General features: G+C 73.8%; 8 protein-coding genes, 5 tRNA genes and 1 pseudogene. 5 read left to right on the forward strand and 9 right to left on the reverse strand.

Features of this window, described 5'->3' with window-relative positions:
• Positions 1-67 precede the first annotated feature (67 nt).
• The 3 genes from AB0C15_RS08990 to AB0C15_RS09000 all read right to left on the reverse strand — a co-directional run bounded on the left by AB0C15_RS08990 (position 68) and on the right by AB0C15_RS09000 (position 4,510).
• Positions 68-2,998, reverse strand: coding sequence for a M36 family metallopeptidase (locus AB0C15_RS08990; protein ID WP_357350258.1), 2,931 nt, complete (start codon positions 2,996-2,998; stop codon positions 68-70).
• A 244-nt stretch (positions 2,999-3,242) separates the two neighbouring features.
• Positions 3,243-3,824 carry a TIGR03086 family metal-binding protein gene (locus AB0C15_RS08995; RefSeq protein WP_357350260.1) on the reverse strand — a complete coding sequence of 194 codons (582 nt, stop codon included), beginning with the start codon at positions 3,822-3,824 and terminating at the stop codon, positions 3,243-3,245.
• An 83-nt stretch (positions 3,825-3,907) separates the two neighbouring features.
• Positions 3,908-4,510, reverse strand: coding sequence for a TetR/AcrR family transcriptional regulator (locus tag AB0C15_RS09000; RefSeq protein WP_357350262.1), 603 nt, complete (start codon positions 4,508-4,510; stop codon positions 3,908-3,910).
• A 387-nt stretch (positions 4,511-4,897) separates the two neighbouring features.
• On the opposite strand from AB0C15_RS09000, the gene AB0C15_RS09005 reads away from it, so the two are divergent.
• The 3 genes from AB0C15_RS09005 (at position 4,898) to AB0C15_RS09015 (ending at position 5,164) form a co-directional block, all read left to right on the forward strand.
• Positions 4,898-4,970, forward strand: a tRNA-Gly gene (locus tag AB0C15_RS09005).
• 34 nt (positions 4,971-5,004) lie between these two features.
• Positions 5,005-5,075: transfer RNA gene (locus tag AB0C15_RS09010), tRNA-Cys, on the forward strand.
• A gap of 14 nt (positions 5,076-5,089) precedes the next feature.
• Positions 5,090-5,164 (forward strand) — tRNA-Val (locus AB0C15_RS09015).
• A gap of 118 nt (positions 5,165-5,282) precedes the next feature.
• Here AB0C15_RS09015 and AB0C15_RS09020 read toward each other — a convergent pair.
• Positions 5,283-5,564, reverse strand: a pseudogene (locus tag AB0C15_RS09020) (winged helix-turn-helix domain-containing protein); the annotation flags it as partial.
• Positions 5,565-6,767: 1,203 nt separating this feature from the next.
• Complete coding sequence (locus tag AB0C15_RS09025; protein WP_124819826.1) at positions 6,768-7,010, reverse strand: DUF6458 family protein; 243 nt, start codon at positions 7,008-7,010, stop codon at positions 6,768-6,770.
• Between the two features lie 146 nt (positions 7,011-7,156).
• Here AB0C15_RS09025 and AB0C15_RS09030 point away from each other — a divergent pair.
• Both AB0C15_RS09030 and AB0C15_RS09035 read left to right on the forward strand, forming a co-directional pair.
• Positions 7,157-7,229 (forward strand) — tRNA-Gly (locus AB0C15_RS09030).
• Between the two features lie 48 nt (positions 7,230-7,277).
• Positions 7,278-7,352 (forward strand) — tRNA-Val (locus tag AB0C15_RS09035).
• 98 nt (positions 7,353-7,450) lie between these two features.
• On the opposite strand, the gene AB0C15_RS09040 is transcribed toward AB0C15_RS09035, so the two are convergent.
• From AB0C15_RS09040 to AB0C15_RS09055, 4 genes are read right to left on the reverse strand one after another with little or no spacing between them, the layout of a single operon-like run.
• Positions 7,451-10,255, reverse strand: coding sequence for an ABC transporter permease (locus tag AB0C15_RS09040; protein ID WP_357350264.1), 2,805 nt, complete (start codon positions 10,253-10,255; stop codon positions 7,451-7,453).
• Positions 10,252-13,422, reverse strand: a complete 3,171-nt coding sequence (locus AB0C15_RS09045; RefSeq protein ID WP_357350266.1) for a permease — start codon at positions 13,420-13,422, stop codon at positions 10,252-10,254. Before AB0C15_RS09045 ends, AB0C15_RS09040 begins: the two co-directional genes overlap by 4 nt.
• 7 nt (positions 13,423-13,429) lie before the next feature.
• Entirely contained in the window at positions 13,430-14,152 is a 723-nt protein-coding gene (locus tag AB0C15_RS09050) for an ABC transporter ATP-binding protein (RefSeq protein ID WP_357350268.1), read from the reverse strand.
• Entirely contained in the window at positions 14,149-15,081 is a 933-nt protein-coding gene (locus AB0C15_RS09055; RefSeq protein WP_357350270.1) for an ABC transporter ATP-binding protein, read from the reverse strand. The genes AB0C15_RS09050 and AB0C15_RS09055 overlap by 4 nt, the downstream gene beginning before the upstream one ends.
• Positions 15,082-15,146 lie beyond the last annotated feature (65 nt).

Consider the following 15,146-nt stretch of genomic DNA (forward strand, 5'->3'; position numbering starts at 1 on the left):
GGGGGTCCGCGGGCGTATCGCTGATCGGGGGTTGTGGGGCCGGCGGATGTCCGCCGGCCCCACGGTGTCACTTCGAGAACGCCTGGAACTCGGCGATCCTGACCTGGCTCCGGGCCGGGCTGGCGGTCGCGCAGTCCGTCGTCGTGGCCGGGTCGTCGTCCTGCTCGCCCGCGTACTGGGGCCCGCCGGTGCACTGGCTCGCCAGCACCTCGAGGCGCAGGTGGGTGGCGAGGGTGGTCGGTACCGCGAACGTGCGCAGGTTGATGTCCCGGCTGTACGCCCGGTACGCCCCGCCCGGGAACGCGTCGGCGGCGCTGGTGTAGATGCGCTGCCAGCGCGTCGGGTCCGCGCAGTCGGTGGTCGTCGCGTTGCAGGCGGACACCGCGAACGACCGTAGGGCGCTGAGCGCGTTCTGCGCGCCGGTGTCGGCGTCACCGGTGATCGCCGGGCGCAGCATCGCGCTGACGTTCACCCGCTTGACCGTCTGCGGAGTGCCGCCCGGCAGGGCCACGGTGAGCTGCCGGCCGGCGACCCCGTCCAGGGCGGCCCAGTTCGTCGCCTCGGTGTCGTCGACGACCCGGTCCAGGTTGACCCCGTCGCCGCTGACCGTCGCGCCGGACGCGGTGGAGGCGAGGTTGCGGCTCAGCCGCAGGTCCACGTACCCCTCCTGGTCTGCCTTGGCGGTGACGCTGAGCCGCTGGTGCCCGAAGCCGGGGGCCACCGCGAGCAGGTCGTACGTGCCGGCCACCAGTTGCACGGTGTCCGGGATCGGCGTCGCCGGGTCGGTGTCGGCCACCGGCACGGCCCGCGCCTCGTACGCCCCCACGTACACCCGGATCGGCGCGTCGGCGCTGTCCCCCCGGGGACGCAGGGTGAGCGTCGCGTTGCCGCCGCGCGGCGACGCGAAACTCGGTGTCGGGTCGGTGTCGGCGGCGCCGTTGGTGGCGGCGTCCCGGCCCATCCCGGAGCGGGCGAACTCGGCCCAGATCAGGTCCTGGTTCGCGCCGCCGAAGCGGAGCAGGTCGGCGGTGAGCATGTTGTCCCGCATGTCGAGCATGCTGACCTGGCTGGCGGCCTGGAGCAGGAACGAGTCGAAGACCAGCTGTGACCACCGCCGGTTGCCCGGGCACTGGTCCGCCGCGACCTTGCCCTGTGCGCAGTCGAGCTGCCGCTGTGGGGTGCCGAGGCCGTACCGCTTGACGAGCGCGGAGCGGACCCGGAAGTTGGTGGCGCCCCAGATCTCCCCGTCGGCGTGCACGGCGGGGCCGGCGGTGTTGTAGCCGATGTCGGAGTAGTTGAGCGGGCTGCGGCTCAGGTCGTAGTTGCGGATGCCGCTGACCAGGTTGCCGGTGACGTAGCCGCCGGTGATGAACGGCGTCTCACCTGGCGCGCGCAGCCCGTGCTGGAAGAGGTACTCGGCGGCGAGCAGGTCGCCCCACGACTCACCCATCGCGCCGCCCTGGTGGCCGCTGATCCCGCTGTCCGGGCCGGCGATCATCCGGTTGGTGATCGCGTGGGTGTACTCGTGGCCGATCACCGTCATGTCGTAGTCGCCGTCCACGCACGGCGGGTACGGCCCGCCGGCCTGCGGCTGCCACAGGTACATGTTCGTGGTCGGCGGCAGGCCGTCACGCGGCGTGCCCTGGTTGGCGTTGTTCCGGTTGCCGCTGAGGGCGCCCTGCTGGGCGCGGCCCTGCTCGGCGTCACCGCCCAGGCCGGCAGGGGTGAGGTTGACCGCCTGGAGGTTCCACGCCGACTCGGTGAAGCCCAACTGGTACGACCAGTCGTGCATCCGGTTGTGCATGGCGAAGAGGTTGGCGATCGAGGCGTCCGCGTCGTTGCGCTGGGCGGAGGTGAACACCGCCGGGTTGCACTTCGCCTGGTGCCACTGGTCGGTGAACGGGTACTCGTAGCGGCGCTCCGGGCTGGCCGGGGCCGGTACGACAGCGGTGTTCGCACCCCACGACAACACCGTGTTCGCCGAGTTGCCGCGCGAGGTGAACGTCGGCGTGCCGGTGGCGGCGTCAACGTCCCACGGTTGGCCGGTGGCCGGGTCGCGCCAGGCGGCCTGGCAGCCGGGCGTCGGGTCGCCGCACCAGCGCACCCGGGGGTCCTGCCCCGGGCCGAGGTCGCGGGGCGGGGTGGCCGGGAACACCGCCCAGCTCGGGTTGTCCGAGTCGTAGTCGACCAGGTCCTCCCGGACCAGCACCTGCCCGGTGCCACCGTCCACGTAGCTGGTGAACGCGGTCGGGTGCTCGGTGTCCGCGCCGATCATGGTCACCTCGTAGGCGGCCCGGGGCCCGTCCAGCGGGGTGGGCACGGCCACTTCCCGGACGGTGTGGCTGGCCACCGCGCCGGCGGTCAGCTTGGCGTCGGCGAGCGCGGCGGCGTACGCCTGCTCGGCGGTGCGGGTGGCCGGTACCGGCGTGCCGGTGTCGCGGGCCAGCGAGGAGCTGACCGAGAGCACCGCGCCGCCGGCGACCGCGAGGGTGACCAGGCCGTCCGGCCCGGCGGGCAGGTCGCCGAAGCGTTGCCGGAGGGTGACCACCGTGCCGCTGCCGATCGGGCGGACCAGCACCCGTTCCATGCCGGCCACCGCCGCGGCGTCCATGCCGTACAGGTCGGGGTTCGCGGCCAGGTAGGCGCGGGCGGCGGCCTCCGGGTCGGCGGGCAGCCCGGTCGCCAGGGGAGTACGGCCGGGGCCCAGCGCCTGCGGGGTGCCGAGCCGGTTCCACCTGACGTCGGGGTCGACCGCGCGGGCCAGGCCGCGTTGACGGGCGTCGGGTGCCGCCGTACCGGTGCGGTTGTCGGCGTCGGCGGGCGCGTGCCCCTCGGCGAACGGCCCGGACCGGCGCTCGGTGGACGCCGCCCCGCCGGTGGGGGCCGCGCTACTCACGCCGGTGGGGAGCAGCGCGGCGGCCGTCGCTGTCGTCGCCAGGATGGCGATGAGCCGGCGTCGACGCCGGCTCATCGGGGGTGACCACTCCGGTTGTGGCACGGGACCTCCTCGTGGGAGCGGGATGGCCGGCGGTCGCCGGCCGTCGCTGCGCGGTAACGCATGCGCATCTGTGGATATCAGGAGGCCGGGATCGCGGCAAGGTCCAGGGCCGTCGCCGTCGGCGAAGGTCGACTCGCGGCACAGCCGGACGAGCGACCGCGGGTGGCGGTCGCTCGGGGGGTTGGGGCGTGGTCGTTCGCCTCGGTTTGTCGGGACGTGGTCGGTCGGTCCGGCGCTGCCGTGGTCAGTCGCCGGGCGCCCAGTTGGGGTCGCGGCCGAACGCGGCCAGCAGGTGGTCCTGCTCGTCGGCGCCGTCGGGCACCCGTACCCCGGTGTGGACCAGGTTGTTGCGCTGGTAGGCGTCGATCTGGCCGGCGAACCAGGTGGCGGCGGCGTGCACCGCGTCCGGGTCGAGCTGCGGGTGCGCGCCGATCGCCACCGCCACGTCCCAGCCGTGCACGAGGTGCTCGGCGAGGAGCTGCTGAAGGTATTCGCTGGCCGGAGTGTCGCCGCCGGAGAGGTGCACGGTGCGGTCGATCGTGCCGGGGTGGGTGGCGGCGATCTCGGCCTGCGCGGCGGCCTCCCGCGCCGTCGCGATCGGGTCGGCACCGAGTTGGTCACCGTCGAGCCGGTCGCCGACCTCGTCGATGGTCCGGCCGGCGAGCAGCGGAACGCTCCACCTGTCCTCGGTCACCACGTGGTTGACAAGCGTGCGGACGTCCCAGTCCGAGCAGGGCGTCGGGTCGGACCACTGGCCGGGCTCGATCTGGTCCACCCGGTCGATGAACTCGGCCAGGCTTCGGCGGTACGCCTCCAGGAGATCCATGCTGCCGATTGTTCCGGTCGAAAGGGCCGGCCGAGCCCGTTTTGCCCGGCCTGGTGCCGGAGGATCGGTGCTTGTCGCCCAGCTCAGTCCAGGTCGGCCAGGTCCAGGCCGAGCTCTCGGGCGGTGACCAGCCGGACCCACTCGCCGAACTGTCGACGGGAGATCACCCGGTCGTGCACGGCGAGTTGAACGGCAAGGCCGTCCATCACCGCGCTGATCCGCCAGGCGGCCCCGTCGGGGTCGGCGCACTGGAAGGTGCCGTCGGCCACCCCGGCGCTGATCACCGCCGCCAGGTCCTGCCGCCAGCGCAGGTCGAGCCGGCGGGAGACCTTCTCCAACTCGGGGGTACGCAGCGACTCGGACCAGCCGTCGATCCACATCGACCAGGAGGTTGCCCGCCCGGCCGGCGTGTAGAGCTTGAGGATCCGGCGGAGCTTGGTCAGCGGTGGAGCCGAGGAGCGGGTCACCGCGTCCAGTCGGGCCAGGTCCTGCTCGACCGCGTACGCGAAGGCCTGCGCGAGCAGCCGCTCCTTGGTGGCGAAGTGGTAGAAGACCAACGCCTGACTCACGCCCGCGGCATTCGCCACGTCCGCCGTCCGGGTGTTGGCCAGACCGCGCTCCACGATCACGTCGCAGGCGGTGCGCAGCAGGGCATCCAGGCGGATCTCGGCCGCACGTCTCGTCACGACCGTTACCGTAGCCCATCCAACCGAACACGAACAGTTACGAACATGCGCCGATCAGCGCGGCGACAGTCGGAAGCCGGACACTTTCCCCAAGCCCCTCCGGTCGTTCAACAGAGAGTGTTCATCGAGGTCCGCTGCCCACTGCCGGGGGGCGGAGACGTCGATGGTCGGGCATGCGACGCGACGATGACGATCATTGCCTAGTGATGTCGGAGTGTGACGGACGGTGGCACATTCCGACGCCAGGCCAGCCGCCTAGGAAGCCGGCCGGGGGTGGCGCCGAGCCCACCCTGGCCACGCCTGACGCGCCGAGGCGACCCCGAGTTGGCAGTCAAACACCTACTCGGCTAAAGTTCTCATCCGTCACCCGGGAACGTCCGGGGGCGTGCGGACGTAGCGCAGCTGGTAGCGCATCACCTTGCCAAGGTGAGGGTCGCGGGTTCGAATCCCGTCGTCCGCTCGGAGCTGCCGCCACGCATGACGGGGGCAACCTCGGTGGGGTGGCCGAGAGGCGAGGCAACGGCCTGCAAAGCCGTGTACGCGGGTTCAAATCCCGTCCCCACCTCGGCAACAAGGCACGGGCGATTGGCGCAGTGGGAGCGCGCTTCCTTGACACGGAAGAGGTCACTGGTTCAAACCCAGTATCGCCCACCAGAGGAAACGGCTCGTTACCGGAGTGACCCGGTGACGAGCCGTTTCTTGTTTGTGCGCGACGGTGTGCTGGTGCTGGTGCTGGTGCTGGTGCTGGTGCTGGTGCTGGTTGCTGGTGCTGTCAGCCCACGCTGAGGCGGTAGCCGATCCCGCGCACGGTATGCACGCGCAAGGTGTCATCGGCGGCGCGCAGCTTCTGCCGTAACCGCTTCACCGCCGAGTGCAGAATCGACGTGTCGCCGAGGTACGCGCAACCCCAGACCGACTCGAAGAGCCTTTCGTACGTCCATACGCCTACCGGCGCGGTGGCGAGTTGGGTGAGGAGGTTGCGCTCGAGCCGGGTCAGGCTCAGCGGTTGCCCGCGCCAGGTCACCAGATGGTCGAGCGGATAGATCTCAAGATCACGCAGACTGATCCGTCCCGAGGCCAAGGCGGCAATGGGAACGGCGGCGACGCTGGGCGCGGCAGTTGAAGTGCCCGCGGCTCGGGCCGCGGCGGCAGGAGCATCGGGGGTGTGAGCCCTGGTGGTGTGAGCACTCGGGGTGTGAGCCCCGGGGGTGCGAGTACCGGTGGTGTGGGCACCGGTGGTGTGGGCACCGGCGGCAGGAGCGCCGGCGGTGGGCGCATTGACTGTTCCGTAGACGACGGTGGGCGTCCTGGTTGTTACGGGCGCGGCGGTGGGCGTCCCGGCGGTTCCGGGCGCGGCGGCAGGCGCTCCGGCTGCCCCGGGTGCGGCTCCTTCGGCGGCGGGAGCGCTGGCTGCCGGCTCAGCGGTGGGGTTGAGGAGCGGGGCCGGGCCGTTGAGCGTGGGCGGGCCGATCATCGCCTGCAACTCGGCCAGGTCGGTGCAGATCACCAGGGTGCCAAGCCCGTCGAGTCGCCGCACCATTCGCTCGCGTACCGACACGTCGGCGCTCACACAGAACACGAGAGACACATCGTCAACCACCGCTCTCCCTCCCCAGGTGCCACAGGAAAGACAACGCTGTCTGACCGCCGTAGTCAATGGTTTCCCCGCCGACCATCGCCGTACCGCGCATGACGCGCACCTCGCGCCCCACGTCTAGCCCAAGATCGTGCTCGAACCAGGATGTAGTGGCATCGGCCGGTCGGTGAGGCCACTCGATCCTGGAACGAGCACGATCTTGACAAGCGGCCGGCGGCAGGCTCGTCTCCGGCGGGATAGGTGGCGGCGGCGGGCGGCAGAGGGTGGTGGTCTCGGCGATTTGCACGCCAGCGGGGGTCGGGGCCGTCCGAACGTGGATCCTGGTGTCTCGGGAAGGCGTTCGGATCTTGGGCGGGCGGGGCACGTCGGCGCCCGGAATGCCTCCTGACCAGCGGAGAAGTCACCACCGACGCAGCGCCGAGGATCTGGAACCTCGCGCCGCTGCGCCGCTGCGCCGCTGCGCCGCTGCGCCGCTGCGCCGCTGCGCCGCTGCGCCGCTGCGCCGCTGACGCGCTGACGCGCTGGGCGGCGCGGTCCGGGTTCGGAGGCGGCGCGTACCGCGCGGAGGCGATGGTGCGACGGGCCGGTCGCCCTGGGTGCGGCGGCCGGCCCGGAGTCACGTCGGTGTGCCGACTCGGCGAGCGGCAGGGTGTGGCCGTTTCACAGCGGAGGGGCGATGTCCCGCCGCTCCTCGACCCGCTGGTACTCCACCGGCTGTTCGGTGGTGGTGACGACCTGGCGGCGGCGACCCCAGATCAGCGTGGTCATGATCAGGCCGAGCACGCCGGCCCCCATCAGGATCCAGCCGACCACGTCGAGGTTGATGCCGCCGACGCTGGCGTCGAGGGCGAAGGTGAGGATCGCGCCGAGCGCGATCAGGAAGATGCTGGTGCCGATACCCACGACAGCCTCCTTAGGGGGTGTGGTGCGCTGTCGTGCCCCTCAGTACCCCGGTGGCGACCAGCGCAACCGTCGACCGCCCAGGGTGCCGTGCCAACCGATCTTGGGATCGGGTAGAGTTCACCTGTCGCCGACGCGAGTCGGGGCGTGCGGACGTAGCGCAGCTGGTAGCGCATCACCTTGCCAAGGTGAGGGTCGCGGGTTCGAATCCCGTCGTCCGCTCTCGATCTGCCCCATCGGGGCCTGGCCGCCGGGTTCGGCGGTCGCCACGGGCGATTGGCGCAGTGGGAGCGCGCTTCCTTGACACGGAAGAGGTCACTGGTTCAAACCCAGTATCGCCCACCAGCTCGAAGGCCACATCCCAGCAGCGGATGTGGCCTTTCGTCATTGCCAAGCGACGACAGCTTCGACGTTCCGCAGGCGTCGTCCGCGGGCGGCCACGCCTACTCGCCGGCGCGTAGCACCTCGCTGAGTCGGTCGCGTCGCCGTAACGCCGACTCGACCGGGACGACCGTGGTGGCCGCGGCCACCAGCGCAACGCCCACCAGGCCCAGCAGCCACCACGGCAGGACGGTCGTCGGGTCGGCGGTCTGACCGGTGAGCAGCCGCAGGTCGATCGGGCCGAGCGTCAGGCGGGCGAGCAGGGCTCCGAGGAGCGGACCGCACACCGCGGCGGCCACGACCGGCGGCAGCAGTTCTCCGGCGGCGACCCAGCGGACGTCGCGGGGCCGCAGGCCGAGGGTCCGCAGCCGGGTCAGGGTCTGCCACCGCTGCGACGCACCGGCGGCGGCGGCGAGCGCGAGGCCCAGCAACCCCAGCGCCAGCAGTACGGCGGCGGCCGTCCACGCCAGCCGTATCAGCCCGGCGGTCAGCGGCGCCGCCCGCTGCGCCCGGAGGACGTCCGCGCGCAGCACGGTGTCGGCGGCGACGCCGGTGTTCGACACGGCCCGCGCCGCGCCCGGGCCGGTCACCCAGACGGTGTTCGGGACGGCGGGCAGCCCGGCGTCGGCGAGGGCCGTGGCGTCCACGATGACGACGTCGCCGGCACCGCCGACGGAGGGGGCGCGACCGACCGCGGCGAGCCGGATCGCCGGGGCGTCGTCGCGGGGCAGTTGGAGCAGGGTGCCGGTCGACAGGTCGCCGCTGCTCGATCGGACGAGCGCTGGGACGTCCCCGCGACGGGGTGCCGTGAGTCGGGTCAGGGCCGGTGCGTCGGGCAACGGGGTGGTGGCCAGCAGGCGCTGGAACGCGGCGGTGTCCACGACGACCAGGCGCGGGGTGAGCAGTGTCGAGTCGGCGAAGACGCGCGCCGAATCGGTCACCTGCGCGGCGACGACCTGCTCGACCCCGGGTGCGGCGGCGATGCGCTCGGCGAGTGCGGGCGTGGCGGTCACCGCGTCGGCGCCGACGTCGAGGCGGGCGTCGGCGCCGACGGTGCTCCACGCGCCGTCGCTCATACCCCGGCTGACGGTGGGGCCGAGGATGAGGGCGAACGACGCGAGTGCCGTGGTGCTGACCAGAACCAGCAGCGGCAGCGCCCGCCCGGCCGTGGTGGCTGCCTGGGCGGCACCGAACACGGCAAGCGGACGGCGCGAGCGCAGGGCCTGGCGGAGTGCGAGCCGCGCCCCGAGGGGCAGCAGCCGGAGCAGGAGGAGCGCGCCGACGAGCGCGCCCAGGGTGAGGGCGCTGATCGGCAGGAGCAGGTCTCCGGTCAGTTCACCGGTGTCGCCGTCGGAGGCGACGGGCAGCAGCCCGCGCTGGTGCAGCGTGACGAAGGCGGCGACCGCGGCGAGCAGGACAGCGGCCTCCAGGGCGGCGCGGCGTAGCTGGCCGGTGGCCCGGATCCAGCGCCGGGCGGCCGGGTTGGCGGGTTGGCGGCGGTCACGGCTGGCGCGGGCGGCGGCGAGGGTGCCGAACGCCGGCGCGGCTAGCGCACCGGCCAGGACCACGGGAAGGGCCCAGACCCAGGAGACGCCCGGGGCGGCCGCGCGGGCGAGAGCGAGCCCGACGGCGGCGGCCGACAGCGACACCACTGTGGACTCGACGACCAGTTCCGTGCCGAGGTCGGGTAGTGCCGCCCCACGGTGCCGGGCGGCGGTCAGCGCCGGTGTGCGGCGGCGGACCAGCAGGTCGGCGGCGAGCAGCAGGACCAGCACCGTGGCGGTCAGCACCCCGGTGAGCAGGACCGCGGCCTGGGCGAACGCGGCGCTGCTCCGGGTACGGGCGTCGCGTAGGGCGGCGTCGAGCTGTGACTGCCACTTCAGCGACTCGTCGCGGTCGTTCGACGCGCCGGAGCTGGCCTTGAGTTTGACTACCTGGCCCTCGAGCGCCGCGGTGCTGTCCCAGGTGAGCGAGTCGGGTTCGGGGGCGAAGTGGACGGTACGCCGTAGTTCGTCCTCGTTGACGGCGATCCGGGCGTCCGGTAGCGATTCGCGCGACAGCAGGCCGGCGTACCGGGTGATCCCCACGCCGTCGACGCCGGGCACGGGGCGCAGGAGTGCCGGGGCGAGTCGCCAGGCCGGGTCGGCGCTGTCCGTGGGCCGGTAGATTCCGCTGATCCGGATGTCCTTGTCGCGGCCCCGGCTGTCCTTGACCGGGATCCGGTCGCCGGGGCCGAGGCCGAGTGCGGTGGCGTCCGCCTCGGAGAGGCCGACCTGCACCGGCCAGGGCTGCCCGTCGTAGGGGATCTCGACGTACTCGGCGGAGACGGCGGGGCCGGGTGCGCTGCCGGCGATCCAGGTCACGTCCGGGCCGCCGGGGTCACCGGCCAGGAAGGTGAACTGGAAGGTACGCGGCACGCTGCCGTCGGTGACGGTGAGGATCGGGCCGTCGACGACGGTGACCGGCGGACGCAGCGCGGCGTCCAGGTCGGGTCCGAGCGCGCCGGTGACCCGGGCCCGGAAGTCGTCGACCTCATCGGCGAGGCGGGGCACCCGGACCCGCCCGCCGGTGGGGCCGTCGTCGCGTTGCCACTCGGCGCGCACGAGGACGTTCGCGTCCGGGCCGGCGTGGCGGACAGTGTCCTTGACGGCGTCGTTGGCGGCGGCGCGCAGGAGCGCCGGCACGGCTCCGGCGAGCAGCGCGACGGCCGCGATGACGGCGGCGGTGAGCAGCAGCGGCCCGATGTCGGCACGGCCACGGCCGCGGATGCTGGGCCAGTGCAGCGCCGGCCACCGGCGGGTCAGCCAACGGCGGCGGGTCAGCCACTGGCGGCGCGAAAGCCTCTGGCGGGTCGGCCACCGGTTCACGGCGCCACCCGCAGGTGCGCGGCGTCGGCCCGGCGGACCTGGACGGTGACCACGACGGCGACGGCCAGCACGCAGCCGACAAGTAGCACGGCGAGCAGGGCGGCCTCGGTCTGCCAGGGCCAGTGCGGCTGGGCGACCGGCACGGGCGCGGCGCCGGTGTCGGAGCGCACCAGCAGGGGGGCGACGACGCGGGTGGCGAGCGCGCCGACGGCCGCGCCCGCCGCGAGCAGGGGCAGCAGGACGCCGGCATGCTGACCGAGCAGCACGGTCCGGATGTCGCGCCGGGTCATTCCCAGGCCGCGCAGCCGCGTCACGTCGACGGCGCGGGCCTGGAGGTCGCAGGTGACGTGCAGGACGACGCCGGCGAGCAGCAGCAGGGCCGCGGCCGGGACGATGAGCCGGAGCGCGGCCGGCAGCCCGGCGCGCAACGGGCCGCTGGTGAGGCGGGCGGTCTCCGCCTCGCGGGTCGTGACGGTGCCCAGGTGCAGGGCGGTGGCCCGCTCGGCGGCGCCGGGGCCGGGTGGGTGGCCGACCCACCAGGCGTCCACCGGGAATGTCAGGTCTCCGGCGACGGCGCGGGCCCGCGACAGCAGGTCCAGGTCGGCCAGGACGGCGGCGGCGCCGGGCGCGGACGGTACGGTCGGCACGACCTCGGCGACGACGATCGGGACGGGCGTGATGCCGACCGTGACGGTGAGCCCGCTGCCGTTGTGGACGCCGACCTCGCTGGCGAAGCGGGCGGAGACGGCGACGGGCACCCGGCCGGGGTTCGGGAAGGCGGTGGCGACGAGGGTCCGGGCGGGCTCCTCGTCGCTGCCGCCGATGTCGACGGTCGCGGCCATTCGCAGCGCGGTCCCCGTCGACGTGGCGGAAACATCGACGGTCGGGTCGCTCAGTTTGCCCGGGACCGGCGGCGCGGACGTGGCGGTCCAGTCCGACCCGTCGCCGGACCGCTCCGCCGACCCGACGGCCGGCACGGTGAGCGTGACGGCCATGGCGACGCGTCCGCCGACCGGTTCGACGGTGACCGGCAGGGCGACCGCGACGAGGCGCAGCCCGTCGGCCGTCGCGCAGGCGGGCAGCCGAACCTCCCGCCCGTCCAGGGGTACGGCGGGACCGGCGCAGGGCGTACGCAGGCCGTTCGCGTCCTGTAGCAGCAGTTGGGGTGTCACGGTGAGCGGGGTGCCGCCAGCGGCGGTTCCGCTCAGCACGAGTGGGGTGCCAGCCGCGATGGCGAGTCCGGTGGCCGGGGTGGGTGGTGCCAACGTGGCACCCACGTCCGCCCAGTCGCGGTCGTCGTCGACCCGCCCACGCAGCAGCGCGTCGGCGCGGGTGGTGTCGACGGCGACCAGGCGTGGTGCCTCGCCGTCGCTGCCGAGCCACTGACCGACAGTCGTACCGCGGTTGACGGCCGGACTCACCACACCCGCGGTTGCCGCGCTGACGATCGCGCCGTCGCCGGCCACCGGCGCCGTGCTGAGACCGAGTGCCAGGTCGGTGCCGACGGAGAGTGCGGCCTGGTCGCGCTGCGACTGGTGCCAGGTGCTGTCGAAGGCGAGGCCGAAGGTTCCGGCCGCGCAGGCCAGGCCGACGAGCAGCCCGGCGGCGACCGCCTGCGGCCGGCGGGCGGCCTCGGCGACCGCAAGCGGAAACGCCAGCCCGCGGGCGCGGTACGCCAGCCGGTCGGCGCCGCGCAGGGCGGGCAGTACCACCCGCAGCGCCAGGGCGGCCCCTGCGGTGAGCAGCAGCGCCGGTGCGAGCACCCGGACCGTGTCGGCGCGGGGGCTGGCGGCGGTGGGTTGCGCGTACAGCTGCCACCAGCCGGCGGCGGCGAAAGCCGCGAGCAACAGGTCGACGCCGGAGCGGGCCAGCAGTTCGCGGCGGGTGCGCCGGTCGCCGGCTGCCGGGACCGGCCGGGTCGCCAGGACGGTGAGGACGGCGGCGAGCAGCAGCGCGCCGCCGGTGACCGCGAGGACCTGGACACCGGTGATGGCCGGCCGGACGGTCAGGCCGGCGCTGTCCAACGGCGGAAGGTGGGTCAGGCCGGCGTGCAGAGTCGACGAGGCAGGTATCGCGAGCGCGGCGGCGACGGCGGCGACCAGCCCGGCCTCGAGGGTCGCGGTGGCGGCGAGTTGGCGACGGCTGGTGCCCACCGCGGAGCGCAGGGCGGTCTCGTCGGCGCGGACGCCAGCGGTCAGCCGGCCGGCGAGGACGAGCGCCGTCGCGGCCAGGACACCGCAGAGGACGGCGATGGCGAGCACGACGGAGGCGGTGACCTGCCGTTGGTCGTCGGCGGCCCGCAGGGTCAGCGGCAGCTCCGAGGAGACCCGTGCGAGCTGGACGCGGTCGCCGAGGGTGCCGGCCAGCCGGCGGTCGGCGCTGTCGACTGCCCCGGCCACGGTCTCCAGGTCACGGCGGTTGGTGTGGGACAGGTCCGGGTGGGCGGTGACCTCCATCCGGTCGACCGTGGCACCGGTGGCGACCAGGTCGGCGAGGTCGACGACGAACGGTCCGTAGGCGTTGACCGGCTGCATGAAGCGGCCGTCCCGGTAGCCGGTGGCAGAGCCGGCCGCGGCCAACGGGTCGCGGTCCCAACCGCGCCCGGCCAGGGGACGCACCACACCGACGACCGTCACGTCGATGGCCGGGACCGGCGCGTGGGCCAGTTCGGCGCCGAGGCGTACCCGGCGACCGGGGGTGAGGCCGAGTTGTCGGGCGGTGGACTCCAGCAGCACCGCGTCTCCGGGCTGCTGTGGCCAGCGCCCGGTGACCAGCTCGGCTCGGGCCGGCAGGTCGTCCAGCCCGGACAGGTACGCCTGGGGCCCGACGGTGGTGCCCGGGGCGAGCGCGGGCGGCAGTGCTCGCAGCACTGTCGATGCCCGCGCGGTCGTGGTCACCGGAAACGGGGCGAGCGCGGCGGTCACCACGGCGCGGGTGTCGGTGGCGACGGCCGGTGTGTCGGGGCCCTCGACCGTGCCGGTGTAGACGGTCACATCGACGGCGGCGGGGTCGGCGCGGGCCATGGCGACCTCGAGTGCCCGCTCGGCGGTGCGGGTGACCAGCAGGGTGCAGGTGCCCAGCAGGGTCGCCCCGATCGTGACGACCCCGAGGAGCGCCGCGAGCAACTGCCACTGCGCACGGGCGCGCCGGCGGACCAGCCTCAGCATCGTCGGGTCACCTGACGTCCGGCGCGGACGCGTGCGGCTGCCCGGCGGCCTGTTCGTCGAGGTGCCCGTCGTGGATGCGGATGACCCGGTCGGCAAGCGCCATCATCACCGCGTCGTGCGTCGACACCAGCACGGTGACGCCTTCGGACTCGACGATCCCGCGCAACAGGGCCATCACCGACAGGCCGGTCTCGGCGTCCAGTTGCCCGGTGGGTTCGTCGGCGAGCAGTAGTCGGGGCGAGGCGGCCAGCGCGCGGGCGATCGCCACCCGCTGCTGCTGCCCGCCGGACAACTCGGCCGGCCGCTGTTGGGAGTGGTCGGCCAGACCGACCAGATCCAGCAGCAAGTCGACGCGCTTCTCGCGCTCGGTCGGGGCGACGCGGGCCATCCGCAGCGGGGCCGCCACGTTCTCCGCGGCCGACAACACCGGGATCAACCCGAAGCTCTGGAAGACGTACGACAGCTTCTCGCGCCGCAGCCGGGACAGGCCGTCCTCGTCGAGGGCGGTGACGTCGGTGCCGTCGACGTGCACGGTGCCGGCGTCCGGACGGTCCAGGCCGCCGATGATGTTGAGCAGGGTGGTCTTGCCCGAGCCGGACCGGCCGACGAGCGCGACCATGGACCCGGCGGCCACCTCGAACGACACCCCGCGTAGGGCGTGTACGACGGCCGGTCCGGTGCGGAAGCTCCGGTGTACGCCGCGCACGCTCAGCAGCGACCCGCTGCTCATTCGCCGCTCCCCGAGTCGGGGCGGATCGTGATGTGGTCGGGCTCCAGGGCCAGCCGGACCCGTCGGGTCAGCGCCAGCGCCTGGCGGAACTCGCGGGGCACCTGGACCCGCCCGGCCCGGTCCATCACCGCGTACTCCTCGGCGATCAGGTGTGTGTCGCCCGCCGCGTCGGTGGTGGTGCGGCGCAGCACCTCGCTGCTGGTGCGTCCGTCCCGGATCGCGACGGTCCGTTCGACCTGGCCGCTGACCGCCGGGTCGTGGGTCACCACGACGACGGTGACGCCGTAGCGCCGGTTGACGTCGCGCAGCACGCCGAAGACCTCCGCGGACGTGGCGGCGTCCAACTCGCCGGTCGGCTCGTCGGCGAGCAGGACCCGCGGCTGGTTGGCAAGCGCCACGGCGATCGCGACCCGCATCTGCTGCCCCCCGGAGAGCTGCCCGGGGCGCCGGTCGGCGCAGTCGGCGACACCGAGGCTGGCCAGCAGTTCGGCGGCGCGCTCCCGGCGCTCCTGCTTCGGGGTGCGGGCCGCCGTCATCGGCAGGTCCACCATCTCCCGTGCGGTCAGGTAGGGGATCAGGTTGCTCGCCGTCTGCTGCCGGACGAACCCGACGGTGCGCCGCCGGTAGTCCACCCGGTCCGCGCGGGACATCGACAGCAGATTCCAGGTGTCGACCCGGACCCGCCCGGCGGTGGGGGCGTCGATGCCGGCCAGGATGGAGAGCAGCGTCGACTTGCCCGAGCCGGAGGCGCCGACGACCGCGACCAGCTCACCGCTCTCCACGGCCAGGTCCAGCCCCTGTAGTGCCTGCACCTCGATCGAACCGGTCTGGTAGATCCGGACCAGGTTCTCGCAGACGATGAGGGCGTCCCGGCCGAACTCGGGGGCCCGCGCGGATGGCTGCGGCAGGGACAGCGGTGTGCTGGACATCCCCTTCTCCGTCCGGGTCGTGCCGACGTCGAGCCAGCCTCGGGTAGCGGTCGGGCACATTGAAG

The organism is Micromonospora sp. NPDC048835 (genome assembly GCF_040649995.1).
Classification (GTDB): Bacteria; Actinomycetota; Actinomycetes; order Mycobacteriales; family Micromonosporaceae; genus Micromonospora.